Source organism: Hymenobacter sp. UYAg731, assembly GCF_054061335.1.
The window spans coordinates 85,007-110,653 of record NZ_JBSSEC010000001.1 but is presented as its reverse complement, the minus strand read 5'-3'; the positions used below and the strand labels follow the sequence as shown (position 1 = coordinate 110,653).

Annotated in this window: 25 protein-coding genes; 11 read left to right on the top strand and 14 right to left on the bottom strand. The window is 59.6% G+C overall.

Translation table 11 applies throughout. The features are described 5' to 3' along the window. Positions 1 to 16 precede the first annotated feature (16 nt). The 3 genes from ACVWYF_RS00480 to ACVWYF_RS00470 all read right to left on the bottom strand — a co-directional run bounded on the left by ACVWYF_RS00480 (position 17) and on the right by ACVWYF_RS00470 (position 1,424). Positions 17 to 367 (bottom strand): MmcQ/YjbR family DNA-binding protein, encoded by a 351-nt coding sequence (locus ACVWYF_RS00480; protein WP_457063570.1) that lies wholly within the window; start codon positions 365 to 367, stop codon positions 17 to 19. An 11-nt stretch (positions 368 to 378) separates the two neighbouring features. Further along, a complete protein-coding gene (locus ACVWYF_RS00475; protein ID WP_457063569.1) occupies positions 379 to 552 on the bottom strand; it encodes a DUF6728 family protein in 174 nt (57 codons plus the stop codon). A gap of 143 nt (positions 553 to 695) precedes the next feature. Further along, positions 696 to 1,424, bottom strand: coding sequence for a phytanoyl-CoA dioxygenase family protein (locus tag ACVWYF_RS00470; RefSeq protein WP_457063568.1), 729 nt, complete (start codon positions 1,422 to 1,424; stop codon positions 696 to 698). A gap of 86 nt (positions 1,425 to 1,510) precedes the next feature. On the opposite strand from ACVWYF_RS00470, the gene ACVWYF_RS00465 reads away from it, so the two are divergent. Continuing rightward, on the top strand, positions 1,511 to 1,984 hold the full coding sequence (locus tag ACVWYF_RS00465; protein WP_457063567.1) for a nuclear transport factor 2 family protein: 474 nt from the start codon (positions 1,511 to 1,513) through the stop codon (positions 1,982 to 1,984). Positions 1,985 to 1,991: 7 nt separating this feature from the next. On the opposite strand, the gene ACVWYF_RS00460 is transcribed toward ACVWYF_RS00465, so the two are convergent. Further along, positions 1,992 to 2,276, bottom strand: a complete 285-nt coding sequence (locus tag ACVWYF_RS00460; RefSeq protein ID WP_457063566.1) for a hypothetical protein — start codon at positions 2,274 to 2,276, stop codon at positions 1,992 to 1,994. A gap of 12 nt (positions 2,277 to 2,288) precedes the next feature. Next, a complete protein-coding gene (ispG, locus tag ACVWYF_RS00455) occupies positions 2,289 to 4,283 on the bottom strand; it encodes a (E)-4-hydroxy-3-methylbut-2-enyl-diphosphate synthase (RefSeq protein WP_457063565.1) in 1,995 nt (664 codons plus the stop codon). 161 nt (positions 4,284 to 4,444) lie between these two features. Here ispG and ACVWYF_RS00450 point away from each other — a divergent pair, with 161 nt between their 5' ends. Together ACVWYF_RS00450 and ACVWYF_RS00445 are read left to right on the top strand one after the other, a co-directional pair. Beyond that, on the top strand, positions 4,445 to 4,930 hold the full coding sequence (locus ACVWYF_RS00450) for a TlpA disulfide reductase family protein (protein ID WP_457063564.1): 486 nt from the start codon (positions 4,445 to 4,447) through the stop codon (positions 4,928 to 4,930). Positions 4,931 to 4,969: 39 nt separating this feature from the next. After that, positions 4,970 to 5,575, top strand: coding sequence for a thioredoxin family protein (locus ACVWYF_RS00445; protein WP_457063563.1), 606 nt, complete (start codon positions 4,970 to 4,972; stop codon positions 5,573 to 5,575). A 133-nt stretch (positions 5,576 to 5,708) separates the two neighbouring features. On the opposite strand, the gene ACVWYF_RS00440 is transcribed toward ACVWYF_RS00445, so the two are convergent. From ACVWYF_RS00440 to ACVWYF_RS00430, 3 genes are all read right to left on the bottom strand, one after another. Beyond that, positions 5,709 to 6,680 (bottom strand): NAD(P)H-quinone oxidoreductase, encoded by a 972-nt coding sequence (locus ACVWYF_RS00440; RefSeq protein ID WP_457063562.1) that lies wholly within the window; start codon positions 6,678 to 6,680, stop codon positions 5,709 to 5,711. 115 nt (positions 6,681 to 6,795) lie between these two features. Then, positions 6,796 to 7,716 (bottom strand): PAS domain-containing protein, encoded by a 921-nt coding sequence (locus tag ACVWYF_RS00435; protein WP_457063561.1) that lies wholly within the window; start codon positions 7,714 to 7,716, stop codon positions 6,796 to 6,798. Positions 7,717 to 7,763: 47 nt separating this feature from the next. After that, positions 7,764 to 8,129: a hypothetical protein gene (locus tag ACVWYF_RS00430; protein ID WP_457063560.1), complete on the bottom strand. Its 366-nt coding sequence runs from the start codon at positions 8,127 to 8,129 to the stop codon at positions 7,764 to 7,766. 187 nt (positions 8,130 to 8,316) lie between these two features. Between ACVWYF_RS00430 and ACVWYF_RS00425 the strand changes: the two genes are divergently transcribed. Beyond that, on the top strand, positions 8,317 to 8,859 hold the full coding sequence (locus ACVWYF_RS00425) for a hypothetical protein (RefSeq protein ID WP_457063559.1): 543 nt from the start codon (positions 8,317 to 8,319) through the stop codon (positions 8,857 to 8,859). Between the two features lie 166 nt (positions 8,860 to 9,025). On the opposite strand, the gene ACVWYF_RS00420 is transcribed toward ACVWYF_RS00425, so the two are convergent. Beyond that, positions 9,026 to 11,215 carry a glutamine synthetase III family protein gene (locus ACVWYF_RS00420; RefSeq protein ID WP_457063558.1) on the bottom strand — a complete coding sequence of 730 codons (2,190 nt, stop codon included), beginning with the start codon at positions 11,213 to 11,215 and terminating at the stop codon, positions 9,026 to 9,028. A gap of 247 nt (positions 11,216 to 11,462) precedes the next feature. Between ACVWYF_RS00420 and ACVWYF_RS00415 the strand changes: the two genes are divergently transcribed. Together ACVWYF_RS00415 and mtaB are read left to right on the top strand one after the other, a co-directional pair. Then, entirely contained in the window at positions 11,463 to 13,325 is a 1,863-nt protein-coding gene (locus ACVWYF_RS00415; protein WP_457063557.1) for an LTA synthase family protein, read from the top strand. Between the two features lie 30 nt (positions 13,326 to 13,355). Beyond that, the gene (mtaB, locus tag ACVWYF_RS00410; protein WP_457063556.1) at positions 13,356 to 14,690 is read left to right on the top strand and encodes a tRNA (N(6)-L-threonylcarbamoyladenosine(37)-C(2))-methylthiotransferase MtaB; all 1,335 of its coding nucleotides are present in this window, start codon (positions 13,356 to 13,358) and stop codon (positions 14,688 to 14,690) included. Positions 14,691 to 14,871: 181 nt separating this feature from the next. Here the strand turns inward: mtaB and ACVWYF_RS00405 are convergent, their stop codons facing one another. Beyond that, positions 14,872 to 15,696 carry a hypothetical protein gene (locus tag ACVWYF_RS00405; RefSeq protein WP_457063555.1) on the bottom strand — a complete coding sequence of 275 codons (825 nt, stop codon included), beginning with the start codon at positions 15,694 to 15,696 and terminating at the stop codon, positions 14,872 to 14,874. Positions 15,697 to 15,767: 71 nt separating this feature from the next. Next, positions 15,768 to 17,009 (bottom strand): ABC transporter permease, encoded by a 1,242-nt coding sequence (locus ACVWYF_RS00400; protein ID WP_457063554.1) that lies wholly within the window; start codon positions 17,007 to 17,009, stop codon positions 15,768 to 15,770. A 177-nt stretch (positions 17,010 to 17,186) separates the two neighbouring features. On the opposite strand from ACVWYF_RS00400, the gene ACVWYF_RS00395 reads away from it, so the two are divergent. Beyond that, positions 17,187 to 18,452 (top strand): asparagine synthetase B, encoded by a 1,266-nt coding sequence (locus tag ACVWYF_RS00395; protein ID WP_457063553.1) that lies wholly within the window; start codon positions 17,187 to 17,189, stop codon positions 18,450 to 18,452. Positions 18,453 to 18,681: 229 nt separating this feature from the next. Beyond that, a complete protein-coding gene (locus ACVWYF_RS00390; protein WP_457063552.1) occupies positions 18,682 to 19,479 on the top strand; it encodes a phosphatase PAP2 family protein in 798 nt (265 codons plus the stop codon). Positions 19,480 to 19,545: 66 nt separating this feature from the next. Here ACVWYF_RS00390 and ACVWYF_RS00385 read toward each other — a convergent pair whose 3' ends face one another. Then, on the bottom strand, positions 19,546 to 19,851 hold the full coding sequence (locus ACVWYF_RS00385; protein WP_457063551.1) for a hypothetical protein: 306 nt from the start codon (positions 19,849 to 19,851) through the stop codon (positions 19,546 to 19,548). Between the two features lie 250 nt (positions 19,852 to 20,101). Between ACVWYF_RS00385 and ACVWYF_RS00380 the strand changes: the two genes are divergently transcribed. The 3 genes from ACVWYF_RS00380 (at position 20,102) to fahA (ending at position 22,936) form a co-directional block, all read left to right on the top strand. Beyond that, positions 20,102 to 21,205, top strand: a complete 1,104-nt coding sequence (locus tag ACVWYF_RS00380) for an Mrp/NBP35 family ATP-binding protein (RefSeq protein ID WP_457063550.1) — start codon at positions 20,102 to 20,104, stop codon at positions 21,203 to 21,205. Positions 21,206 to 21,253: 48 nt separating this feature from the next. Continuing rightward, entirely contained in the window at positions 21,254 to 21,469 is a 216-nt protein-coding gene (locus ACVWYF_RS00375) for a NifU family protein (protein WP_241935984.1), read from the top strand. A gap of 180 nt (positions 21,470 to 21,649) precedes the next feature. Then, a complete protein-coding gene (gene fahA / locus ACVWYF_RS00370) occupies positions 21,650 to 22,936 on the top strand; it encodes a fumarylacetoacetase (protein ID WP_457063549.1) in 1,287 nt (428 codons plus the stop codon). A 54-nt stretch (positions 22,937 to 22,990) separates the two neighbouring features. Here the strand turns inward: fahA and miaE are convergent, their stop codons facing one another. Both miaE and ACVWYF_RS00360 read right to left on the bottom strand, forming a co-directional pair. Then, a complete protein-coding gene (gene miaE, locus ACVWYF_RS00365) occupies positions 22,991 to 23,587 on the bottom strand; it encodes a tRNA-(ms[2]io[6]A)-hydroxylase (RefSeq protein ID WP_457063548.1) in 597 nt (198 codons plus the stop codon). Positions 23,588 to 23,597: 10 nt separating this feature from the next. Next, positions 23,598 to 25,625, bottom strand: a complete 2,028-nt coding sequence (locus tag ACVWYF_RS00360) for a putative porin (protein WP_457063547.1) — start codon at positions 25,623 to 25,625, stop codon at positions 23,598 to 23,600. Positions 25,626 to 25,647 lie beyond the last annotated feature (22 nt).

The window sequence follows — 25,647 nt, the reverse complement described above, 5'->3', positions numbered from 1 at the left end:
ACTCGCAGCGTCCAAGCTACATTTCCAGCGCCGCTTTTACGACTTTTGGCAATGAAGCCCGCACCAGGTCATACGAGTGGTTAATCAGCTCACGCAACTGGCCCCCAGGAATTCCGGTGCCGATGAGCACCGTGTTCCAGTGCTTCTTATTCATGTGGTAGCCGGGCAGCACATAGTCGTGGACCTCGCGCAGCTCGGCGGCGCGCTCGGGGTCGCACTTCAGATTGATGCTGCCGAAGGTATCGATATCGGTCAGGGCGAAGACTTTGCCGCCGACTTTGAACACCAGCGTTTCGGGGCCGAAGGGCGTCTCTTCGGTTACGCCGGCTTTCAGCAGGCAGTAATCGCGAAAATCCTCGATATTCATCCCGAATTTTCTTACAGCACGTAACGAAACAGCATCACCACCAAGCACACCAGGAACATCGCCAGGCTGAGCTTATTGATGAAGTGCATGGTCTTCATGTTGAAGTTGGACTTGCGATTCGGGTCATTTTTCCGGAAGTAGTAACCGAGGACCGGGCCGAAGTTGAAGAGGTTTTTGCCGTTCATAATCAGAGCAGATTGGGGAGTAGCTAAGGTAACACCCGGCGGGCCAGAAAGATTTGCAACGCGGCATGTATCACCTGCTTTAGCTTGTGCCTGGTTATAACGTTGTGCAGCCGGACCCAATGATGCGCAAGCCGAAGCATGTGCTACAAATCCCGCCGCTCGCGCCAGGCCAGCCCGGCCGGCAGTTCCACCGAGGCAAATTCCAAGTGCATCACCCGGCGCGACCGGTTGCTGGTACTGCGGTTGGAAGCGTGCAGTAGCAGCGGCTTCATCAGCATGGCCCCGCCGGCGGGCACGGCGCAGGTGGTGGCATTCGGCGTGTGGCTGGCAATGGCGGCGGCCGGCACCACGCCGTGTCGGTGCGAGCCGGGCACTACTTTCAGCGCGCCGTTAGTGGCGTCGCAGTTGTCGAGGTGGATGCGTAGAGTCACCACGTTTTCCAGCACCGCCATCGGCGGCTGCACGGAAATACCTTCGGTCTTACTGGTCCAGGGGCCGAAACCAGGCAGGTCAGCACGTTGGTCTACGTTTATCATCAGGTCCTGGTGCCAGGGCACGAGCCAGTTCGAGCCGGCGGGCTTGTCGAAATAAATGGCTTTCACGAGCTGGCAGCCCGCCGGAAACAGCCCGGCCAACAGCTCACGTAGCGCGGTTGAATAAAGCGGCGGCCAGAGGCCTGGAACTTCTTCCAGCAACTCCCGGATGGCAAATACTTCCTGGCTGCGCCGAAAGTTGGGACCATTACCCGCTGCGCTTTCCACAACGCGCAGCAAAGCGGCTACTTCGTCGGGCGCGTAGAAAGTGGGAAGCACGGCAAATCCTTCATCGGCAAACTGCGTGGCCAGCGGACCACGGTGAACGGCTGTTTCCATACGCCCGCAAAGCTACATTCGCCTCGCCGCCGGCTGCGCAACCCGTGCATCTACGGCGCGCCTTTAGCCATCTCAACGCTGTCCCGATGCACAAAATCCCTTCCTCTCTCCTGTTTGCCGGCTTGCTGGCTGCCGCCACGCCCGCCGCCCACGCCCAAAAAGCCCCCTCCGAAACGGAGGCTGTGAAGCAAACCGTCACCGCCTTTTTTGATGGCATGCGGCGCGGCGACAGCACTGCCGTACGCCGCACGCTGGCCCAGGCGGCCGTTTTCCACGGTTTTGGAGGCAAGCCCGGCCAGCCGCCCACGCTGGAAATCGAGTCCATCAATGGCTTTTTAAAGGCCGTGGGCACACCCCACCCCGCCGTCTGGGACGAGCGAGTGCAGTTCGAGCGGGTGTTAATTGATGCCAATTTGGCCAGCGTGTGGGCACCGTATGAGTTTTATCTGGGCAGCAAATTTAGCCACTGCGGCTACGACTCCTTTCAGTTAGTGAAGCTGGCCGATGGCTGGAAAATCGCGCACATTATCGACACTCGGCGTAAGGATAAGTGTAAGTAGCTTCTCCTTAGTCAGCAACAGCCATCACACCACAATTCATTTCTATTGCTCGCTGCAATATCTTCTGCAAAGCAGCAAATTGCTCGCTTTTAGTGGCCTGAACATGCTGTAACTTTTGCTTTGCTTGCTCACTTGACCAACGGAAGTCTTTAAAAAAATCTAGATGTGGTTCAATGATACGAGCATATTGTGCTTGCTCAAACTCCAGCATTCTAATTCCACCAGCATACTCCTCCTGCGTGAAAGAATAGCTGTTAGGCTCTTCGTCTTTGATTAAATAAAAATCAAGCATATAGGCAATCTATTATGCCCCAACCGGCTCCCCCAACAACTCCTTCTCAATCCACCGCCCATCCTCGCGCATGAGCTCAATCAAGTCATCAACTGCCCGTTCTTCGGGTACGGCTTTCTTGATGACTTCCTGGCCGCGGTAGAGGGCAATTTTTCCCTTGCCCACGCCTACGTAGCCGTAGTCGGCGTCGGCCATTTCGCCGGGGCCGTTCACGATGCAGCCCATGATGCCGATTTTGATGCCCTTTAGGTGGTCGGTGCGCTTGCGAATCATGGCCGTGGTTTCCTGCAAATCGAACAGGGTACGGCCGCAGCTGGGGCAGCTGATGTATTCGGTTTTGCTCATTCGGGTGCGGGCCGCTTGCAGGATGCCGAACGAGAGCTGGTTCAGCGTGTCGATGTCGCGCAGCCAAGCTTCCTGTTCCTGCGCGGGCAGGGCATCGGTGCAGAGCGAGATGCCGTCGCCGAGGCCGTCGATGAGCAGGCCGCCCACGTCAGTCGCGGCGTCGAGTTGCGTTTGGGCGGGGTTCTCTACGGTGTAGCAGCGGCGCACCGCCACCGGGCAGGTGATGCCAGCGTTTATCAGCTCGAAGAAGGCCCGGCGCAGCTCCGGCATGGCGTGGGCATTACTGGTTTCCAGGGTCAGTACCACTGTTTGGTCGATGCGCAGGTGCTGGAGTAGCTCGGAAGTGAGCGCGGCCAGGTCGGCCAGCAGGAAGTTGAGCTGCGGGTGGCGCTGTGCGGGCGTAGTGGCTATGTAAGCGTCGGGCGTCATCAGCGGGTAGTGCTCGGGGCGGTGGCCGGCGTCACGCCAAGCGGTGAAGGTCACGATTTCCTTCAGGCCGTTGGGCAGCATGTAGGGCACGGGCCGCTCACCGGTGTAGATATAGTCGGCCCCGAGGTCGCCCATCTGAAACTTGTCGAGGAAGGGCGAATACAGGTGGCCGGCGGCGCGCAGGTCAGCGTATTCGAGATGCGGCAGACGCGACAAATCGGCCACTACGCGCGGCACGTTCTGGCCCCCGAAATTAACCACCTCATGCGTGTGGCGGCGGAAATACTGAAACGGGTTGATGGGCTCCGCGCCCACCAGCGGCCTGATGGGCCGGGCCGTGGCGGCGCGGGCTGTGTAGCGGTCAATCAGCATGCGAGCCACCGGGGCTTCGGCCTCGGGGGCCTCGGTCAGGCTCACGCGTACGGTGTCGCCCAGGCCGTCCTCCAGCAGCGTGCCGATGCCCACGGCGCTCTTGATGCGGCCGTCTTCGGCCTCGCCAGCCTCCGTCACGCCCAGGTGCAGCGGGTAGGGCTGCAGGCCTTCCTCGTCGAGCTTTTGCACCAGCAGACGGTAGGCCTGCACCATCACCTGGGTGTTGCTGGCCTTCATGCTCAGCACCACGTCGTAGTAATTTTCTTCCTCGCAAAGACGCAGAAACTCCAGCGCCGACTCCACCATGCCCAACGGGGTATCGCCGTAGCGGCTCAGAATCCGGTCGCTCAGCGAGCCGTGGTTGGTGCCAATACGCATGGCCGTGCCGTGCTGCTTGCAAATCTGGACCAGCGGCCGGAACCGCTCGCGGATGCGCTCCACCTCGGCCGCGTAGGTAGCGTCGGTGTATTCAATCTCCTCGAATTTCTTTTTGTCGGCGTAGTTGCCGGGGTTCACGCGCACTTTCTCCACGATGCGGGCGGCCAGCTCGGCGGCATTAGGCGTGAAGTGAATGTCGGCGATGAGTGGCACGTTGCAGCCGCGCTTGCGTAGCTCCTTCTTGATTTCCAGCAGGTTCTGGGCCTCCTTCATGCTGGGCGCGGTGATGCGCACGTACTCGCAGCCGGCCTCCACCATGCGCAGGGTCTGCTCCACCGAGCCCATGGTGTCCATCGTGTCCACGGTGGTCATACTCTGCACGCGGATGGGGTAGTCGCCGCCCATGGGCACGCCGCCAATGTTGACCACGCGGGCCACGCGGCGCTTGTATTCGGTGAGGCTGGGGCAATACGTTTTGTTCATGAGCAAAAAACCGGGGGAAGCAGGCGAAAGTTGCGCGGCAGCACAAAGGTAAAGCAGTTCGGGGCGGGGTGTGACGTGGCTGAGCCGCAACTTCTGGCTGCGCTTCGCTGTCTGGTAGGATACGGAGGTGCCCCCTGCCTATGTTCCCGGCCCAGCTACTTATGCTTCTTTCGAAACCCGCGCTGCTCAGCGCCAGCTTGCTGCTGGCAGCTCCGGCGTTCGCTCAAAACGTCGCCGTGCTCAAGTTTCCCGAGCTGCAAAAGCGCCTGGCGCGCCCCACGGACACGACCTACGTGGTAAATTTCTGGGCCACTTGGTGCGGGCCGTGCGTGAAGGAACTGCCCAATTTTGAGCAATTGCGCGTGGCGAATGCCGGCCAAAAGGTGAAGGTGCTACTCGTGAGTCTGGATTACGCTTCGCAGCTCGATAAGAAGGTGAAACCCTTCGTGAAGCAGCGCGGACTGAAATCGGAAGTGCTGCTGCTGAATGAGCCCGACCCCAACGAGTGGATTGACAAGGTGGATGCAAAATGGTCGGGTGCCCTGCCCTTCACGCTCATTTTCAACAACAACACCAAGCAGCGCGTCGCCTTCGAACGCGAGCTTTCAGCCGCTGAGCTCACGGCGGCGCTGAAGAAATTTGAGTAGTTGTTATCTTTCAATATCAACCCGTAACCGTCCCACGCCATGAAAAAGACCCTGTCCCTTCTCGCCCTTTGCTTTGTGCTGCTGAGCGGCTTCATCCTGCGCCCGCTGGCCGAGGGTTACAAAGTGGGTGACAAAGCGGCTGATTTCAAGCTGAAAAACATCGATGGCAAAACGGTGTCGCTGGCCGATAACAAAGCCGCCAAAGGCTACATTGTCGTCTTCACCTGCAATACCTGCCCCTTCGCTAAAGCCTACGAAAGCCGCATCATCGCCCTGAATACCAAGTACGCCCCGCTGGGCTACCCCGTGGTGGCCATCAACCCCAACGACCCGGCCGTGGCCCCTGGCGACTCCTACGCCGCCATGCAAACCAAGAAATACGCCTTCCCCTATCTCGTTGATGAAAGCCAGCAAGTAGCCAAAACCTTCGGCGCGACCCGCACGCCGCACCTCTATATTCTGACCAAAAAGGATGCAGATTTCGTGGTTTCCTACATCGGGGCCATCGATGACAATTCAGAAGATGCCAAGCTGGCCAAAACCAAATACGTCGAGAATGCGCTGACGGAAATCCTGGCCGGCAAGCCCGCTACCACCAATGAAACCAAGGCCATTGGCTGCGGCATCAAGTGGAAACGGGCGTAAGCCAGCAGGACAGGATTAATTAGAACGTCATGCTGAGCGCAATCGAAGCATCTCTACTGCAATAGTAAATGATTACTTCAGCGGTAGAGATGCTTCGATTGCGCTCAGCATGACGTGCTTTCTATTTTCAGGCTCAGCCAACTTCAAGCACAATTTTGCCAATATGCGCGCTGCTTTCCATCAGTTTATGCGCCTCCGCCGCGTCTGTTAACGGGAAGGTTTCGTAGATAACCGGCCGGAATTTTCCGGCTGCAATCAGCGGCCACACATGCTCCTCCACGGCCGCCGCCAGCGCTGCCTTGAAATCGGCCGAGCGGGGCCGCAGCGTGCTGCCCGTGATGCTCAGCCGCCGCCGCATCACCTCCAGCGCGTTGAATTCGCCCTTGCCGCCCTGCATGGCATTCACGAAAACCAGGCGGCCGTCGTCCTTCAGCAGGCGCAGGTTTTTGGCGATGTAGTCGCCGCCAACCATGTCGAGAATCACATCGACGCCTTCGGCTTTCAGCACCTCCTCAAAATCCTGGGTTTTATAGTTGATGGCCCAGTCGGCTCCCAGTTGGCGGCAGGCGTCGCACTTGGCCTCGTCGCCGGCCGTAATGGCCACGCGGCTGCCCAGCGCCTTGGCCAGTTGGATGGCCGTAGTGCCAATGCCGCTGCTGCCGCCATGCACCAGCAGCGTTTCGCCGGGCTGCAAGCCCCCGCGCTGAAACACGTTGTGCCACACCGTAAACACCGTTTCGGGCAGGGCGGCGGCTTCGGTCAGGCTCAGCTCGGCCGGCACTGGCAGGCAGTGGCGGGCATCCACCACGGCGTATTCGGCGTAGCCTCCGGCGGGCAGCAGGACGCACACGGCATCGCCGGAATGCCAGCGGGTTACATCGACTCCGCTGGCTTCCACGGTGCCCGCTATTTCCAGGCCGGGCACCGTGCCGACTACGTCGCCACTGCCGGCATATTTGCCCTGGCGCATTAGCACATCGGGACGGTTTACGCCGGCGGCGTGTACCCGGATGAGCACTTCGTGTGCCGCTGGCTGCGGCCTGGGCTGCTGTTGCAACTGAAGTACCTCGGGGCCGCCGGCCCGCTGGATTACAATGGCATTCATATAGTAGATAGTGCTGGGGCAAGCTGAGCCGCCCAATGAATTGATATGTGCCAGGGCTACTAACGAAAAACGGCTCCGAAGAGCCGTTTTAAGCAATATTTAATTATGCAATACGCTATTTTCCAGCGCCTTCGCGCAACTGTTTCACTTCACGCTCCAAATCCAGGGTGCGGAACATCACCTTGGCTTCGAGGTCGGAATACGCGGTTTCGAGTTGCTGCTGGAGTTCGCGCATGGCCGTTACATCGGTGTTGGTACCCAGCCAGCGTGCCAGCTCACCCTTCTCGTTGCGAATCGGCTCGGCCCGCGTCAGAAACCAGCGGTACTGGCCGTCGTTGCCGCGCAAGGGAAATGTAACCTCAAACGGCTCGCCAGCCGCCCAGGCATTGGTCACAAATTTCACTACCCCATCCACATAGTCAGGGTGATGAACTTTATCCCAGCCCCAGCCCTGCATTTCTTCCAGCGTGGTGCCGGTATAGTCGTACCAGCGCTGGTTGTACCAGTAAATGTGGCCGTCGGGTTTTGCCATCCAAGCCAGCTGGGCCATGTTATCGGCTAGGGTGGTAAACTCTTCCTCGCGCAGCTGTTGGGCTTGCTGGGCTTGTTTCTGGTCCTGAATATCGGTGCAGGTGCCAAACCAGGCAATGATGTTGCCAGCTTCGTCGCGGCGGGGCCTTGCCTGGCCCAGAAACCAGCGGTAAGCACCATCCTGGCCTTTGAAGCGGTATTCAATCTCGTAATCATCACCAGTAGCCAGCGAGTGCCCCCACACTTGGCGGGCGCGGGCCTGGTCGTCGGGATGCAGCAGGTTATTCCACATATTCGGCCCCACGCTGTCGGTCAGCGTGTAACCGGTATAATCAATCCAGCGCTGGTTGAAATAGGTATGAAAGCCGGTAGGGTCAGTTATCCAGACCAGCTGCGGAATTAAATCGGCCAGAAACGTAAACTGCTCCGGGCCAACCAACCCATTTTCAGCAGTTGCGGGAAATGCTGAAGCGGGTAACGGATTAACAGAAGGGGAAATACTCACGAACGAATGGGAAATGAGGGTTCGGAAATAGCTTTTCGAAATGGGAATCAGGCGCGGTCGAGCTGCATCTCCATGCCCGAGGCGAAATACAGATTCAGCTGGCTGCGCAAGCCATCGGCCGAGCGGCGCAGCCGCGTGACCAAGGCACGGGTGGCTTCATCGGGCAGCTCAAAATTGAGGTACGGGCGGTTCATCAGCTCATCGCGCATCACCTCCCAGCTACCCGTCTGGCTGGGGCCGGGCGGGGTTGGCCGGGCCTCCAACTGGCCCGGGGTGAGCACCAACCGGTCGGCCAGCGCCAGCGGACTGCCGGGGTCGTTGCGATTCAGCACGCGGTTGGCTACCTGCCATTCCCCGCCAAAATAATCGTCGGGCAGGTGTTGTAAATTTATATCCAGCAGCAAATCAGACATACAAAGGAAAAAACGCTACTAACGGGCAGCGAAGTAACAAGCAGCAAATGGAAGCGTTAGCTAATTGCCGTAAAAACGGTAAAATTCAGTAGTTACCGCGTCTTTGCTTACCAGGCTGGCTAACCAAACCCGCCTGCGTTGCGTTCCTAACCCGAGCGATTTAGCGCCCAATATTCTGCTTCAACCCATGAAAAAACCACGTTTTCTGCCCTCGCTGCTGGGTGCCGCCCGCTTCACCGGCCTGGCCGCCTGGCAAACCGGCCGCCTGTTCCGGCAGCTGGCCGCCCGCGCCCTCGACAGCGTGCAGGACGTACTGCGGGCCGAAGTGGAAAAAGGCAACCTCAAGCTGGTGGCCGATTTCCTGGCCGATAAAGCCCTGCCCGCCGCCCGCGTCCTGCTCGTCGAGCAAATGACTGTGCGTCTGCTGCTACGTTTAGGCCTGCGCGGTGCCCTGGCTTCTAACGTGGTGGGCTGGGTGCTGCCCTTCGTGATTGAAAAGCTGATTTCTGTAGGCAACAAAAGCGGCTTATTCGATAAGCTGAAGTCCAATCCCACCATCAGCGAAGCCCTCGACAAGCTCGATGAGCTGCGCAACGCCACCTGGAAGATGCTGGTGCCCGACCCCGGCAGCAGCGCCGAAGTGGTAGCCAATGAGGCCAACGATGCGCTAACGCCTCGCCTGCCATTGCTCCTGGCCGCGCCAGTGACCAAGCCTGTTAAAACAGCCTAGCAGCACTACCAACCAGCATACTACAATAAAATCCAAGCAGAACCTGACTGCAAACGATTGCGGGAGATTACCAAAAAAAGCCACCTCACCCGAGATGGCTCTTTCAAAACCGGGGCGCGGCGAGAATTCCCACCCAACACCGGACCCGATTCCGTCCGCTGACGAATTACCGGCTGAACAATAGTTCGCGGTACTTCACCAGAGGCCAGTCCTCGTCGGCCACCATCTGCTCCAGTTTATCAACGGCGCGGCGGATGGGGTCGAATTTTGGTTTTACTTCTTCGCAGTACGCTACGGCCAGGGCGCGGGCGTCTCCGATTTTGTTGGCTTGCTTACGCGCCTCCGTCATGGCGTCGGCGTTGGTTTTGATGGTCGAAACGTAGCGGGAAATGGCTTTAATCATTTCCAGCGTTACCTGGCTGTGCTCGTCGTCGAGGCCGAGTTCGCGCAGGCCGCGCACGTTGTTCACCAGTTTGGTCTGGTACGAAAGCGCGGTTGGGATGATGTGGTTGATGGCCAAATCGCCCATTACGCGGCTTTCAATCTGGATTTTCTTCTGGTATTCCTCCAGCAGGATTTCGTGGCGGGCGTGCAGCTCAATTTCCGAGAAGATGCCGTGGCGGGCAAACAGGTCGGCCGCATCTTCCCGCACAAGGGCATCCAGGGCCTGGGGCGTGGTGGCAATGTTGCTGAGGCCACGCTTTTCGGCTTCTTCCTTCCACTCGTCGGAGTAACCGTTGCCTTCGAAACGAATGTTTTTCGAAGATATTACATACTCGCGGAGAATTTCCACGATGGCCACTTCTTTTTTCTTGCCCTGCTCAATGAGTGCATCCACCGACTGCTTGAAGTCAATGAGTTGGTCGGCGACGATGGTGTTGAGCACCGTCATGGCCGAGGAGCAGTTGGCCGACGAACCCACGGCGCGCAGCTCGAATTTGTTGCCGGTGAAGGCGAACGGCGAGGTACGGTTACGGTCGGTGTTGTCGAGCAGAATGGCCGGAATCTTGTCGATGCCCAGTTTCAGGTAAATGTTGTCGCCCTTATCAAGCGGCAGCTTGGCGGTGCGCTCCAGCTCGTCGAGTACGCCGTCCAGCATCGAACCCAGGAACACCGACATGATGGCCGGCGGGGCCTCGTTGGCCCCCAGGCGGTGGTCGTTGCTGGCCGAGGCGATGCTCGAACGCAGCAAGTCGGCGTAGCGATGCACCGCTTTGATGGTGGTGATGAGGAAGGCCAGAAATTGCAGGTTTTCCTTGGGCCGGCGGCCGGGTGCGAGCAGGTTTACGCCGGTGTCGGTGCTCATTGCCCAGTTGTTGTGCTTGCCGCTGCCATTCACGCCGGCGAAAGGCTTCTCGTGCAGCAGCACTTTGAAGTTGTGGCGCTCACCCACGCGGGCCATCACGTCCATCAACAGCTGGTTGTGGTCCACGGCCAGATTGGCATCCTCAAACGTGGGGGCGCACTCAAACTGATTGGGGGCCACCTCGTTGTGACGGGTCCGCAGCGGAATACCGAGCAGGTTGGCCTCTTCCTCAAACTCCAGCATGAAGCCATGCACCCGGGCCGGAATCGAGCCGAAATAATGGTCGTCGAGCTGCTGGCCTTTGGCCGGCGTGTGCCCAAACAGGGTACGGCCGGTCATCACCAGGTCGGGGCGGGCATCGTACAACGCTTTGTCAACCAGGAAGTACTCCTGCTCGATGCCGAGCGTGGTGTTCACGCGGTTTACGTCTTTGTCGAAATAGTGGCAAACATCCAAGGCCGACTTTTCCAGCAGTGCCAGCGACTTCAGCAGCGGGGCTTTGTAGTCGAGCGCCTCGCCGGTGTAAGCCACGAAAATTGTGGGAATGCAGAGCGTTTTGGCTCCTACCGTCTCGATGATGAAGGCGGGCGAAGTAGGGTCCCAGGCGGTGTAGCCGCGGGCCTCAAACGTGTTGCGGATGCCGCCGTTGGGGAACGATGAGGCATCGGGCTCCTGCTGCACGAGGGCCGAGCCCTTGAAGTTTTCAATCGGCCGGCCGTCCGAATTCAGGTCGAAAAACGAGTCGTGCTTTTCGGCGGTAGCACCGGTCAGGGGCTGAAACCAGTGCGTGTAGTGGGTGGCACCCTTGGCCATGGCCCAGGTTTTCATGGCCGAAGCCACGGCATCGGCCACGTTGCGCTCCACGGTAGCGCCCTGCTTGATGGCGGCCTGGAGCTTTTTGAAATAATCGCCGGGCATGGTGGCCCGCATGGCTTCCAGGTTGAACACGCTTTGCCCGAAGCTGTCGGAGCGACGGGCGGCGGCGGGCTCCACGGTAATGGGGCGGCGCTGATTAACGAGTTCTAAGGCTTTAAAGCGGAGGATGGCCATAGGAATTGACTACCAAACGGGGAAATAGTGAGCTGGATGAGTTCGTATTGTGAGGGCAAAGATAAATGATGAATCATAAATCATGACGACTTACCCTTAATTTTTAACTCTTTTTCTCAGATACCACCTTCTTTTTAGCCAATCGACTTATTTTTTAAGCCTGTTTTTAAAAAGTCAGCTCCTCAACCACAAAACTGGTAATGGCGCAATGTTTTTTGGGCGTACCGTCGGGCTCTATCTTTAGGCCGTGAAAAACCGCTTTGCGTTCCAGCCGCGCTACTTTTTTTTCTGGCTGGTGTTTTTTGAGCTGTGCCGGGGTCTGTTTCTAGGATACCAATACAAGGCGACGGCGCAATTGTCGGTGGCGGAGGTGCTGGGAAGTATGGGGCATGGGCTGCGGCTGGATGCTTCGGCGGCCGCGTATGTGTGTCTGATTCCATTCCTCTTATTTGTGATTGGCAGTCTGCTGCCCCGATTCCACTTGCAGCGGCTGCTGGCGGGCTATTCAGCCATTATTGGCATTGTACTGGCATTTTTGGTTACGGCCGACCTGGAACTATATCGCGTGTGGGGGTTTCGGCTCGATGACACGCCGATTCAATACCTGAACTCGCCGCAGGAAATGGCGGCCTCGGCGGGCAGTGCGCCCATTGGCCTACTGCTGCTGCTGTTGCTGGGCCTGGTGGGCGCGGGCACCTACCTATATAAGGTTGTGGTGGGACGGCTCGCGCCGCTGCCCGCGTGGTTTGGGCGCGGGCGGGCGGCGCTGGCCAGTCTGCTCTACGCCGCGCTGCTGGTGGTGCCGCTGCGGGGCGGCACCCAGCAAATTCCGGTGAACCAGAGCGACGTGTATTTTTCCACCGTGGCCTTCGCCAACCACGCGGCGCTTAATGCGCCGTGGAATATGATAAGTGCCCTGGTACTGCGGGCGGCCGAGCAGCCCATCAAGCCTTTCATGCCCGACAGCACGGCGCGCCGCCTGGTGGGCGGTCTGTATCCGCTGGCCGTGGGTGCGCCAGCCCGGCCCGATTCGTCGGCGCTGGTGCTGAGCGAGTCCCGGCCCAACGTGCTGTTTATCATCCTCGAAAGCTTCACCTCGAAGTTTGTGGGCAGCGTGGGCGGCGAAAAGGGCGTGACGCCCAACCTCGACAGCCTAGCCCGGACGGGAATTCTGTTCAACAACATCTTCGCGGCCGGCGACCGCAGCCAGAAAGGACTCGTGGCGCTGCTGTCGGGCTATCCCAACCAGCCGACGACCAGCATCATCAAGTTTCCACGCAAAACGGAGCGCCTCCCCCACCTGGGGCGGTCGCTGGCGGCGGTGGGCTACCGCTCGCACTATTACTATGGAGGCGAGCTGGCATTTGCCAACATGCGCAGTTACCTGCAAGCGGGTGGCTACGAGAAGTTTACGGAGCGGGCCGATTTCGCTACGGCCGACCAAAACTCGAAATGGGGCGCGCACGATGGCGTGCTGTTCGACCGCATTCTCGGCGACCTGCGCCAGCAGCCGCAGCCGTTCTTCGTCACGGCTTTCACGCTCAGCAGCCACGAGCCTTTTGAGGTACCGATGAAACCGCACTTCCCTGGCACTAGTGAGGTAGAGCTGTTCCGCAACTCGGTTTATTACACCGATTATACTCTAGGCAAATTCCTGCAGGAGGCCAAAAAACAGCCCTGGTACGCCCATACGCTGCTGGTGCTGGTGGCCGACCACGGCCACCAGCAGCCCGGCAACTCGTCTAACCAGAGCCCCGATAAATTCCGGATTCCGCTGCTGCTGGCCGGCGGCGCGCTGCGGCCCGAAGCCCGCGGCCGGGTAGTAAGCACGCTAGGCTCGCAAACGGACGTGGCCGCCACGCTGCTGCACCAGCTGCAACTGCCGGCCACCGCCTTCGTCTGGAGCCGCGACCTGCTGGCTGCGCACAACCCGCCTTTCGTGTACTACTGCTTCAATAATGGTTTCGGGGCTGTTTCGCCGCAGGGCACCATCACCTTCGACAACGTGGGCAGCCACGTTATGGACCGCGACCCCGGCACCCCCGCCAGCCAGCTCCGCCTGGGCCAGGCCATGGAGCAAGTATCGCTGGAAGACTTTGCGCGCAAGTAGAACGCGCCCGGACCGTACCTTTGCGGCACTATGCCTACCCCCCAATCCGTCGCTTTTTATACCCTCGGCTGCAAGCTGAACTTCTCCGAAACGTCGGCCATCGGCCGGCAGTTTGAGGAGAAGGGCTTCCGGAGAATTCCTTTTGAGGCCGGGGCCGACCTCTACGTTATTAATACCTGCTCCGTCACGGACCACGCCGACCGCAAGTGCCGCAAGGTGGTGCAGCAGGCCCTGAAGCACAACCCCGAGGCCTTTGTGGCCATCGTGGGCTGCTACGCCCAGCTCAAGCCGCAGGAAATAGCGGCCATTCCCGGCGTGAGCGCCGTGCTGGGCGCGGCCGAGAAATTTATGCTGGTCGATATTCTGGCCGATTTCCAGAAGCCCGCCGCCGGGCAGCCCGGCGCGGTACACGCCTCGCCCATCTCAGAAGCTACTGAGTTCGTAGCCGCCCACTCCTTCGGCGACCGCACCCGCACCTTCATGAAAGTGCAGGACGGCTGCGATTACACTTGCTCGTTCTGCACCATTCCGCTGGCACGGGGCGGCAGCCGCTCGGGCAGCGTGGCCAGCGTGGTGGAGCGCGTGGAGAAGCTGGCCGAAACCGGCGTGAAGGAAATAGTGCTCACCGGTGTGAATCTTGGCGATTTCGGCCTGCAAGGCCCCGAGCGCGAGCGCCGCGAAGACTTCACCCAGCTGGTACAGGCGCTGGACCAGGTGGCCGGCATCCGCCGCTTTCGCATCAGCAGCTGCGAGCCCAACCTGCTCACCGACGAGATTCTGACCACGGTGGCGGCCTCGGCGCGTTTCATGCCGCACTTCCACATCCCGCTGCAAAGCGGTTCGGATAAGATTCTGGGCCTCATGCGCCGCCGCTACCGCCGGGCGCTCTACGCCCAACGCGTGGCCCGCATCAAGGAACTGATGCCGCACGCCTGCATCGGGGTCGATGTCATCGTGGGCTTTCCCGGCGAAACGGACGCGGATTTTCTCGACACCTACAATTTCCTGAACGAGCTGCCGATTAGCTACCTGCACGTATTTCCGTATTCGGAGCGGGCCGATACACTGGCTCCCACCCTGCCCGGCCGGGTGCAGGACCGGGTGCGGCACGAGCGCACCACGCAGTTGCGCAGCCTTTCAGAGAAGAAAAAGCGGTTTTTCTACGAAGAGCACCTCGGCCTCGAAACCGAAGTGCTGTTTGAAGATGACGTGACCAATGGCCAGATGGAGGGTTTCACGCCCAACTATATCCGCGTGGCCGCGAAATACGACCCGCTGCTGGTGGGCGAAATGAAGCCGCTACGCCTCACCAGCATGAATGCCTTCGGGTTGATGGAAGCAGAGGAAATGGGCATTCTCGTCTGAACCGCAGATTCTGCTGATTAAACGGATTGAACAGATTCTACTTGGGTAGCTTAAAGAGCTTTTTTCGAATACATAAAACAGCGAGGGCTACCCAATGGGCAGCCCTCGCTGTTTTATTTTCATGGTTCTTCAGACGAATGCCAGAATCTGTTCAATCCGTTTAATCAGCAGAATCTGCGGTCTAGACCATGCTCTGCCGGGCCATGGCCAGCATTTCGCGCAGCATAGTTTGCTGCTCCAACAAGTGCTGGTTGCGCATTTCGGACAGGGCCAACTGATGCTGGAGGTGCTGCGCGTGCAAAGCGGCCGCCACATAAACTTCGGGTGCGGATATGCTGGCAACCGGGGCGGGTATTAATGGTGCCGGGACCGGGGCAAGCTGTGGTGTAGCCGATGCCGGCACCTGAGTCAGCGGCTCGCTTGGCGCAGTTGGGACTGGGGCGGCAGACGCAACAGGAGCAGCCCGAGCTTCGGTAGTAGCAGCAGTTTGAGGGGCCACGGGAGGTTCTGCCACGACAGGCGCGGTTGGAACTGGCGCGGGCTGGGGTATTGGAGCCTCATCAGGGACCGAGTCTCCGTTGGCGCGCACGGGCTGATTGGCGGCGGCAGCCAACGCCAGCGTAGCCGCTATTTCGGCAGGCTGAAGCCGGGAGCCGGCCATGCCCGGCCTGGGACGCCGTGCCGCGTGGACCTCCACATCGGATAAATCAATGGGCTCGAAAGCGGCTTCCGGCGCAGGGGCTGCCGCTACGGCTTTAGGGGCGTGCTCGCCGCTGACCAGCATGGGACCGCGGCCCAGCAAAAGCCAGTCTCTGGACACATTTGGATAAATTTCAAAAACCTTGCACAGCAGGTCGTAACCCGGCTTGTTACGCCCATCGATGAGGTGCTGCACCACGCTGGCCGTCTTGCCTAGGGAAATGGCAAAGCTATTTTTGGTCAACCCAAACTGCTGAATGAGTTGCGCAAAGCGCTGGTCGATAGGAACGGAAACGGGCACAGCCATACACTTACACAAATGAGTAGTTGTGCAAATGTATAAGAAATCAGCTTAGTTGGGCCCGATTCGCGGTTCGGCTATTCGTAGCGCAGCGAATCAATCGGGTCCAATGCAGCGGCTTTGCTGGCGGGGTAGTAGCCCGAGGCCATGCCCACCCCCACGCAGATAACCAGGCCTGCCGCCATCCAGCCCCACGGCACCAGGAAGGAACCCGAACCCACGAACTTGGCCACCAGGTTGCCGCCCAGCACGCCGAGCAGAATGCCCATGCCGCCGCCCATCAGGCAAATCACAATGGCTTCCATCAGAAACTGAAACCGGATTTGGCGTGCCGTTGCGCCCAGGGCTTTGCGGATGCCGATTTCGCGGGTGCGCTCCGTTACCGATACCAGCATGATATTCATGAGGGCGATGCTGGCTCCGAGCAGCGTGACGAAGGCAATGATACTGCCGCCGGCCTTCATCTTGCCCGAAATCGAATCCAGGTCGTTGGCCAGCGACTCGCTGCTTTCGACCACGAAGCTTTCCTCCTGGCCCAGCTTGTCGTGCCGCACGGCGCGCATGATGCCGGTGGCCTGGCCCATGATGAAATTGAGGGTGCTGTGCTGGTCGGTGGCCGTTTTTACGTCGTAGGTGAGGGCGCGCTGGCGGGGCATCTGATTGCCGGTTTCGAGGGGCAGCAGGGCAATACGGTCGGCCCCGCCGCCCCCACCGGCCCCGCTGCCGCTTTTTTCGAGCAGGCCCACTATCAGGAAGCGGCGGCCCATGGCGGCCACGTACTTGCCCACCGGGCTCTGCTTCGGGAACAGCTTGGTGCGGATTTCATCGCCGACTATCATCACATTGGCCCCGCTGTTGAGTTCGGCCTGCGAGAAGGTGCGGCCGCTGGCCAGGTTATAGCCTTCGATTTTCAGGTAGTTTTCGTCGCCGGCCACCACCTGCATGTTGGGGTTGGTCTTGGTGCCGTTGGCTTTCATCTCCACGGCCCCGGCGATAAAGGCCGACACGCCGACCTGGGCATCGTCGCCCATGGCCTTTTTATACTGCTTGGCTTGCAGGAAGGTGATGGGCGGGTACTGCTTGGCCTGCACGCCGCCGCGCCGGCCGCGGTTGCTGTAGCCTTTGGCGTGCAGCTCGAAGGAGTTGGCCCCGAGGCTGGCGAAGGTTTCGGACAACGAATTCTTCATCGCATCAATGCCTGTGAGGATGCCCACCAACGCAAACAGCCCGATGCTCAGAATAAGGGCCGTGAGAATGGTGCGCAGCAGGTTGGCGCGGATGGAGCGGAAGGCTTCGCGGACGTTTTCGAAAGGGCTCATGGGCAGGGACTTTGGCCGGCGGGGTGGGCGCTGCTACGGAAATGCGCCCGCCCGTAGCGGGCTGCTACGGCGGCCGCACGGCAGCGCAAGGACGCCAAAGTTCGGCGGCCGACGCTTAACTTGAACCACTGGCGCGGCAACCTCGTTGGTTTGCTGCGTTTCTTTCCCCCAAAAACTATGCTGCTCAAGCGTTTTTTGTTGCTTTTGCTCGTGGCCGTGGCTCCGCTGGCGGCCCGCGCCAACCATGTGTTCATCCCGATGGATAACACCCAGAAAGAGTGTCTGAAGGCCTACGGCGTGGCGTTCTGGCTGCTCCAGCGGGAAGTGCCGGTCGACTGGCTGCTCAATTACCGGGGCGGCTCTTTCGCCTTCGAGAGCACGCCGGGGGCCGAGAACGAGCTGGCCGTGCGCGGCGTCAGCTTTCAGGTAATCAGCGAGGCGCAGTACACCGGCATCCTCCAGGAAATAGCCGACCCCAACGCCAACATGGACGTGATGAAGCTGGAGAAAGTGCCCAAAATCGCGGTATACACGCCCAAAGGCAAGCAGCCATGGGATGATGCCGTGACCATGGTGCTGGCCTACGCCGAAATTCCCTACACCCAGATTTACGACGACGAGGTGCTGAAGGGCGAGCTGCCCAAGTACGACTGGCTGCACCTGCACCACGAGGATTTCACGGGCGAGTACGGCAAGTTTTACGCCACCTACCGCAACTACCCCTGGTACCAGCAGCAGGTGCGCGACGCCGAAGCCGCCGCCAAGCGCAACGGCTTTGCCAAAGTGAGCGTGATGAAGGGCACGGTGGCCACCAAAATGCAGGAATTTATCGCGGGCGGCGGCTTTTTATTCGCCATGTGCTCAGCCACCGACAGCTACGACATTGCCTTGGCCGGCCTAGGCATCGATATGGTAGAAACGATGTACGACGGCGACCCGGCCGACCCCGCCGCCCAATCCAAGCTCAACTTCAACCGCTGCCTGGCCTTCCAAAATTTCCAGCTAGTGCGCGACCCGTACTTCTACGAGTACTCCAACATCGACATGCAGCCCAATGAGCGCGGCCTGGGCGAGCAGAACGACTACTTCTCGCTCTTCACCTACTCGGCCAAGTACGACCCGGTGCCCACCATGCTCTGCCAGAACCACGACAAAACCATCCACGGCTTCATGGGCCAGACCACGGCCTTCCGCAAAAGCCTCATCAAGTCCGACGTCATCGTGATGGGCGAAACCAAGCAAACCGGCGAGGCCCGCTACATCCACGGCACGCTGGGCAAGGGCACTTGGACGTTCTACGGTGGCCACGACCCCGAGGACTACCAGCACCTGGTGGGCGAAGAACCCACCGATTTGGCCCTGCACCCCAACTCGCCCGGCTACCGGCTGATATTGAACAACATCCTCTTCCCGGCGGCCAAAAAGAAGAAGCAGAAAACCTAAGCCGCACCGCCCCACACGCCAGGCCCCAACTTTCAGGAGTTGGGGCTTTTTTATTGAATGGGAATTTCCGGCAGTGCCCGCAAATGCTTTTTTGTAGTGCCTGGCAATTTGCCTTGGCGGTGCTTTACCACTTGTTCGCCCCGCGTGGCACGTCATTCGCCAATTTCTCTTTTATCAAAAAAGGCTGATTAATACTTAACTTTCAGAACCTCATCAATATCCTTGCGCTTTGTTTTCACGCTTAAGCTTATTCCTGTTAATTGTGGGCAACTTGGCTACTCACCCAGCACAGGCCCAGCAGCCCACGAATTTGCCTGCTGATTCAGCCATTTACATCCCCCGGCCCACCAATAAGGCCCGGGCCGTAGTCCTGCGCATTGCCGGGCCATCGGCGCTGGTGGCCTTGGGCGTGCTGGCCCACAGCCCCCGCTACAGCGCGGTGCTCTGCCAGGCCAAGCAGGACGTGCAGGCCGAAACCCAGGAATTTTTCGGCGGCTTCGACGCCCATGGCATCGATGACTACTCGCGCCATGCGCCCCTGGCCCTGGCCTACGGCCTGATGGCCACCGGCCACCACGGCGAGCGCTCGGCCGTGGGCTTCACGCTCATCTACTTGGCTGCCCACGAGTTGGACGAAGGCATCGTGAGCAACCTCAAACGCATCACCGCCGAGCCACGCCCTTACAATGCCCAAGATTTGAGCTCCTTTCCCTCGTCGCACACGGCGCAGGCCTTCCTCACGGCCACTCTGCTGCACGAACAGTATGGCCGCCAGTACCCGTGGGTGAGCGTGAGCGGCTACGCCGTGGCCACCGCCACCGGGGCCATGCGCCTGATGGGCAACAAACACTGGGCTACCGACGTGCTGGCCGGCGCGGCCATTGGCTTTCTTTCGGCCGAAACCGTGTGGCATCTTTACCCCGCTTTCACCAAGATGCTGCCGCCCCGCCTGGCGCACAAGATGCTACTGGTCCCCACCTACGTGCCCGGCGCAGGAGCCGGGGCCGCGCTGGCCTTCCGGCCCTAACTGGATAGTAGCAGTAGTACGCGCATCCGTGGTTCGTATGGTAGTAGCCGTTGGCGGGGCACCCATTTACCGGTAATTCATATTCTGCGATGGTGACGGGGCCGCCAGGGTTGCTGTCATGCACCAGCCCGCCCGCGTGGCGGTGTTGCTGGCCTGCAACTGCACATACAGCTTGTCCGGCGCGGTGGTCATCACAGAATTGGGGCGCAAGGTCAACGAAGCAATTTCTGGCTGAAGACCGGGCAATGCCACTTTGGCCGCCTTGGGCACTATCAGCTCAAATACTACCAGTTGCTCCAGGTTTTCTTCGCATTGGGCGCAGCACACAGCTTGCGTACCGCCAAGTCCAGCATCTTGGTCACGATGTTGCATAAGGATTGCAGGAAAAAGGTGAATTAATAGCAGGCCGGAAAGCAAAGGGACTTTTTTTTGTAAATATGACATATGTCACCCAAACAATCACAATATAAATAAAATAATTTTAATTATTTTATTTATTGTCATAGTCATATAATATTTCAACCTCAATCGCAGGTTTCTGGCAATGTCACGCTTCCGAACCACGCCGGGCCTTCCGGGGTTATCTTTGCGGTACGCTGCCATTTGGCGCATTGCCTCCTCCATGACCATAACCAAAGAAGCCGTTCTCAAAGCGCTGAGCTACGTGGAAGAGCCCGACCTGGGCCAGGACCTCGTGACGCTCAACATGATTGAGAACATTGAGATTGACGGCCTCACCGTCGCGTTTACCGTGGTGCTCACCACGCCCGCCTGCCCACTCAAGCAGCTCATTCACGATGCCTGCGAGCGCGCCATCCACACGATGGTGGACAAGGATGCCAACGTGGTAATTACCATGACCTCGCGCGTGACCACCCTGCGCAACAACCGCGGCGACCTGCTACCCGGCGTAAAAAATATCATCGCCATTGCCTCGGGTAAGGGCGGCGTGGGCAAAAGCACCGTCACGGCCAACCTGGCGGTGGCCCTGGCCGCTACGGGGGCCAAAGTGGGGCTGGTGGATGCCGACATTTCCGGCCCCAGCATGCCCGTCATGTTTGGCGTGGAAGACCAGGCCCCGCACGTTTTTCAAGGTCCAAACGGCAAGAACCTGATTCAGCCCATCGAGAAATACGGCGTCAAGCTGATGAGCATCGGCTTCCTGGCCCCGGCCGAAAGCGCCATTGTATGGCGCGGGCCGATGGCTTCGTCGGCACTCAAGCAGTTCATTACGGAAGTGGACTGGGGCGAGCTCGACTACCTGCTGCTCGACCTGCCGCCCGGCACTTCCGACATCCACCTCACGCTGGTGCAAACCGTGCCCGTGACCGGGGCCGTCATCGTGACCACGCCGCAAAAAGTAGCCCTGGCCGATGCCCAAAAGGGTTTGCAAATGTTCCGCCAGCCCCAAATCAACGTGCCCGTGCTGGGTGTGGTGGAGAATATGGCTTGGTTTACGCCGGCCGAGTTGCCTGATAATAAATACTTCATCTTTGGCGAAAACGGCGGCCAGCGCCTGGCCGCGCAGCACGATGTGCCGCTGCTGGGCCAGGTGCCACTAGTGCAGAGCATTCGCGAAAACGGTGACCAGGGCCAGCCCGCCGTGCTCGACCCCGAATCGGTGGTGGGCAAAATGTTCTCCGACCTAGCCGAAGCCGTGGCCCGCCAGGTAAGTATCCGCAACAACGTGGCCCCTAAAACGGCCGTCGTTCAAATGAACCCCTAACTACCCGTGCAAACGACCATTCCCCATCCCACTTTCGACCATCCGCTGATGCCCCGCATCGAAGCGGCGCTCGACACCCTGCGCCCCTACCTGGCCACCGACGGCGGCAACGTGCGCGTGGCCAACATCACCCCCGAGGGCGTGCTGCAACTGGAATGGGAAGGGGCCTGCGGGGCCTGCCCCATGTCGCCGATGACCCGCGCCGGCCTGGAAGACACCGTGAAAAAGGCGGTGCCTGAAATCACGGCCGTCGAGGCGCGGTAGTTTTTTTCTTGCTTCAGCAGAACGTCATGCGGAGCTGGCCGAAGCATCTCTACCGCGCAAGTAATTAGTTGCTTGCGCGGTGGAGATGCTTCGGCCAGCTCCGCATGACGTTCTGGCTTATCGGCCGCCCTCAACCCACGGCCTGCCCTACTTTTACTGCCCGAAACGTCTCCTGCTTCCATGTCCAACGCCCTCAATTCGCCTTCGCTTCATTCCTGGATTGATATCCACCCCAAAAGTGACTTTCCCATCCAGAACCTACCCTTCGGCGTGTTCGAGGACGATGAGCGCGGACCACATTTGTGCGTGGCTATCGGTGGCTATGTTTTTGATTTGTACGCGGCCAGCCAGTTTGGTTTTTTTGAGGATTTGGAAGAGTTGGGCGATGCCCAGCCGAAAGTATTTCGGCGGAAGTCGCTCAATGCGTTTCTGCGGCTGGGCCGGCCGGCCTGGCGCGCCGTGCGCCAGCGCGTGAGCGAGTTGCTGCGTCACGACGAGCCCCGCCTGCGCGACAACGAGCTGGCCGTGCGCGACTGCCTCCTGCGCCAAACCGAAGTACGGATGCTGCGCCCCGTGAAGCCGGCCAATTACACCGATTTCTACAGCAGCATCGAGCACGCCACCAATGTGGGCACCATGTTCCGCGACCCGGCCAACGCGCTGCTGCCCAACTGGCGGCACCTGCCCATCGGCTACCACGGGCGCACCAGCAGCATCGTGGCGTCGGGCACCGATATCCGCCGGCCCAACGGCCAGCGCAAGGCTCCGACCGAAGACGCGCCTACGTTTGGCCCCAGCCGCCAGCTTGATTTTGAGCTGGAAATGGCTTTCGTAGTGGGCACTGGCACCGAGCTGGGCACTACCGTTCCCATCGACGAAGCCGAAAACCACATCTTCGGCCTGTGCTTGTTCAACGATTGGAGCGCCCGCGACCTGCAAAGCTGGGAATACGTACCGCTGGGGCCGTTTCTGGGCAAAAACTTCGGCAGCAGCATGGCCCCTTGGGTGGTGACGCTGGATGCGCTGGAGCCCTTCCGCGTGGCCGGCCCCGCGCAGGAGCCCGCCCCCCTGCCCTACCTCAGCCAGAGCGGCGCGCACAACTTCGACGTACACCTCGAAGTGGCCCTCACGCCCACCAACGGCCCCGAAACCACCATCAGCCGCGCCAATTTCGGGCTGATGTACTGGAGCATGGCCCAGCAGCTCACCCACCACGCTTCCAACGGCTGCAACCTCGAAGCCGGCGACCTCTACGCCTCCGGCACCATTTCCGGCCCCACGCCCGATTCGCTGGGCTCGATGCTGGAACTGTCGTGGCGCGGCACCCGGCCCGTGCCCCTGGCCGATGGCTCGGAGCGGAGTTTCCTGCTCGATGGCGATACCGTGACGATGCGCGGCTACGCGGAGAAGGACGGTATTCGCATTGGTTTTGGCGAAGTGCGTGGCACGGTACTGCCGGCGCTATAAACTATTGAGTTTTGAGAGTTGAATGCACCAAATGAACTCAATTCTCAACGCTTCTTAGTGCATCCGGTCGTCGCGCACGGGCAAATTGGTCACAATTTCGCCTTCGATTACCAGTAATTCCTGCAACCGCTCTTCTACCAGTTTCGGGTCGCAATATTCTTTGGCCAAATCAACGTAGCTCACGAAATGCGCGGCTTCGGAAACCATCAATTCGTAATAAAATTTACTTAATTCCTGGTCGGCGATATTTTGCCACAGCAATTTAAACCGCTCGCAGCTACGCGCCTCAATTAGCGCCGAAACCAATAGCTGGTCCATGAGCTGGCGCTCGCGGGCACCGCCTTTGCGGACGTGGGCCAGCAGCTGCACCACGTACTCGTCTTTGCGCGGACGGCCGAGGGCAAAACCGCGTTTGCGCAGCTCCAGCAGCACTCGTTCGAAGTGGCTCCACTCCTCGGCCACTAGGTCGGTGAGCTCGTCGACGAGGCGGGTTTTCTCGGGGTAGTGGATAATCATGCTGATGCCGGTGCTGGCGGCTTTCTGCTCGCACCAGGCGTGGTCGACCAGAATATCCTCGATATTTTTCTCCGCGATATTCACCCAGCGCGGGTCGGTGTTAAGCTTTAATTTGAGGATGGTTTTTTCTTTCATATTACTCTTTCTAATTAAAGAAATTCCACTTCAAACCGAACTGAAACCGGCGCGGATACCCCGTGTAAAAAGGCGAGGCATAATAGCCGTCATAGGTAAGGCTCTGGTTGACGTAGGCCATTTTCAGGAATAGCGAGACGGCTTTGATATCGGCCACAAAAAACACGTCGGCAATGGCGTGGGCACCGATGGTGAAATGGTCCTGCTGGTAGAATTGCTGGGCCGTGGGATTATAGGTATAGCCCCGGAACGCCGACTGATAATAGACTTCGGCCCCAATCTGATTGAACAGCGCCTTGCGGAAGATATAACTCTCGTAAAATACCCGCGAATTGGTGACCAGGCTGGGGATGCGCAGGCCTTCGGTGTCGTTGCCGCCCTTGGTGAAGGTGGCCTGGTTATCGAAGCCCACCCGGCCCAGCATGGCCCGGTGCCGGGCGAAGGCAATGACGATATTACGATTCGTGCCGAGCTGCTGCGGAGCGCCCGCAGTGCCGTAATACACCAGATTGGCAATGTTGACGGCGCTCACGCTGGCCTCGAAGCGCTGGCTGGCGAGCAGGCCCAGGCTGGGCAGCTTGAGTTGCAGGCGGCCCGTGAGCTGCTTGGTGTTGGTGTTTTTGTCAAACGGAGCATCGACGGCATTCGTGGCGGGACTGGTGTAGTTGCCGCTCCAGTGGCTCCAGGCGTAGTGGTTGCCGACGAACTCCTGCTGGGTGAGCGTGGGCGAGTAGGAATTGACCAGCGCTTCGGCCGAGAGCGGGCCGGTACGCACATTGCCCCGAAACCAGTATTCGGGTTTGAAATTATCCGAATTCAGGCCTCGCACAGGCAGCAGGTACACTTCGCCGGCCGTTTCTACGGCGTAAATCGTGCGGTAGTTGAACGCGGCCGTGCCCCCGACAAAGAACTGGTTGAACAGACGCGATGGGACGGGCTGGCGCAGCATCAGGTTGGCAGTAGTGGAGCCGGTGAGCAGCGTCTGGCTGACCAGGGAAGCCTCCCGGTCGCGGGCGTAGAGGCGGTACTCCACAGCTTTGGTACGCCCCAGCACGCCCACGGTGTTTTCGACCTGGCGGTACTCGGCCCGGTCGATGGTGGCAGTGGGGCTATTGAAGGAGCTGGGGAAAAACGTGCGCTCCAGCGTGCCATCGGAGCGGGGCGTTTCCAGGTTCAAATCGGCGAAGTTGTTGTACTGGCGCTTGGCGTCGAAGGTATGGTACACGGTGAGGCCGCGCCCGAGCAGGCGGTAGGTCTGGGTGAGGTAGAACTCGTCGCGGTCCTCGTTGTTGGCGGCCTGGGTGAGCCACACCTGTTGCTCGCGGTATTTGAAGAGGTCCTGCGGCGTGTTTTCGCCGTCCAGCGGCTTGATGCCGCCCTGCTCCAGGGCGCGGTGGCGCACGTTGCTGAAATTGAACAACAGGTGGTACCGCTCGTTCTCGTTCTGGTAGCGGCCGAAAAACAGCAGGTTGGAATGTTCCACCAAGCCATCGCGGGATTTGTTGGTGCCTACCACTTTATTGGAAGCAATGCGCTCGTAGGCCACGCCCACGCTGAAGTTCTTTTTCAGGCTGCGGCTGTAGCTGATTTCAAACACCTGCTCGCCTTCCCCCGACTGCACCACCCGGAAAAACGAATAAGGCGAGCGCGAATCGTAGTACGGCACCGTACGGGCATCGCGGGCGTATTTATCGAACACATTGCGCCCGAAGCGGGCCCCCAGCTCCAGATTGGGCTGGTAGAGCAGCGGCCGCGAAGCCGAGCCCACCGTGCCCAAATCCTGCTGAAAGGTGGTATCGTGAAACCAGAACCGTGCTTGGGGCGATTTGGTCAGCATGGTATCGAGCGGCGTGCCGGACGTGGAATCGCGCAGCACCTCGGCCTCGTAGATGAGGCGCGTGGTTTTGGGGCCATACAGCACCTTGGTGGAGTCATCAACCACTTGGGCATGGGCGGCAGGCCCGGCCAGCAGCAGTAGGAAAGCAAGGGGCCACAGGCGCGACCAGGAACGTAAAAAAGGTAGTTGCAGAGCCTTCAAGGAAGAAACAAAATAGGGCGGA

Excerpts from the sequence above, each read along its gene's own strand:
- ACVWYF_RS00480 (WP_457063570.1), bottom strand. The coding sequence starts at position 367 with ATGAATATCGAGGATTTTCGCGATTACTGCCTGCTGAAAGCCGGCGTA.
- ACVWYF_RS00475 (WP_457063569.1), bottom strand. The coding sequence starts at position 552 with ATGAACGGCAAAAACCTCTTCAACTTCGGCCCGGTCCTCGGTTACTAC.
- ACVWYF_RS00470 (WP_457063568.1), bottom strand. The coding sequence starts at position 1,424 with ATGGAAACAGCCGTTCACCGTGGTCCGCTGGCCACGCAGTTTGCCGAT.
- ACVWYF_RS00465 (WP_457063567.1), top strand. The coding sequence starts at position 1,511 with ATGCACAAAATCCCTTCCTCTCTCCTGTTTGCCGGCTTGCTGGCTGCC.
- ACVWYF_RS00460 (WP_457063566.1), bottom strand. The coding sequence starts at position 2,276 with ATGCTTGATTTTTATTTAATCAAAGACGAAGAGCCTAACAGCTATTCT.
- ispG (WP_457063565.1), bottom strand. The coding sequence starts at position 4,283 with ATGAACAAAACGTATTGCCCCAGCCTCACCGAATACAAGCGCCGCGTG.
- ACVWYF_RS00450 (WP_457063564.1), top strand. The coding sequence starts at position 4,445 with ATGCTTCTTTCGAAACCCGCGCTGCTCAGCGCCAGCTTGCTGCTGGCA.
- ACVWYF_RS00445 (WP_457063563.1), top strand. The coding sequence starts at position 4,970 with ATGAAAAAGACCCTGTCCCTTCTCGCCCTTTGCTTTGTGCTGCTGAGC.
- ACVWYF_RS00440 (WP_457063562.1), bottom strand. The coding sequence starts at position 6,680 with ATGAATGCCATTGTAATCCAGCGGGCCGGCGGCCCCGAGGTACTTCAG.
- ACVWYF_RS00430 (WP_457063560.1), bottom strand. The coding sequence starts at position 8,129 with ATGTCTGATTTGCTGCTGGATATAAATTTACAACACCTGCCCGACGAT.
- ACVWYF_RS00425 (WP_457063559.1), top strand. The coding sequence starts at position 8,317 with ATGAAAAAACCACGTTTTCTGCCCTCGCTGCTGGGTGCCGCCCGCTTC.
- ACVWYF_RS00420 (WP_457063558.1), bottom strand. The coding sequence starts at position 11,215 with ATGGCCATCCTCCGCTTTAAAGCCTTAGAACTCGTTAATCAGCGCCGC.
- mtaB (WP_457063556.1), top strand. The coding sequence starts at position 13,356 with ATGCCTACCCCCCAATCCGTCGCTTTTTATACCCTCGGCTGCAAGCTG.
- ACVWYF_RS00405 (WP_457063555.1), bottom strand. The coding sequence starts at position 15,696 with ATGGCTGTGCCCGTTTCCGTTCCTATCGACCAGCGCTTTGCGCAACTC.
- ACVWYF_RS00400 (WP_457063554.1), bottom strand. The coding sequence starts at position 17,009 with ATGAGCCCTTTCGAAAACGTCCGCGAAGCCTTCCGCTCCATCCGCGCC.
- ACVWYF_RS00395 (WP_457063553.1), top strand. The coding sequence starts at position 17,187 with ATGCTGCTCAAGCGTTTTTTGTTGCTTTTGCTCGTGGCCGTGGCTCCG.
- ACVWYF_RS00385 (WP_457063551.1), bottom strand. The coding sequence starts at position 19,851 with ATGCAACATCGTGACCAAGATGCTGGACTTGGCGGTACGCAAGCTGTG.
- ACVWYF_RS00380 (WP_457063550.1), top strand. The coding sequence starts at position 20,102 with ATGACCATAACCAAAGAAGCCGTTCTCAAAGCGCTGAGCTACGTGGAA.
- ACVWYF_RS00375 (WP_241935984.1), top strand. The coding sequence starts at position 21,254 with ATGCCCCGCATCGAAGCGGCGCTCGACACCCTGCGCCCCTACCTGGCC.
- fahA (WP_457063549.1), top strand. The coding sequence starts at position 21,650 with ATGTCCAACGCCCTCAATTCGCCTTCGCTTCATTCCTGGATTGATATC.
- miaE (WP_457063548.1), bottom strand. The coding sequence starts at position 23,587 with ATGAAAGAAAAAACCATCCTCAAATTAAAGCTTAACACCGACCCGCGC.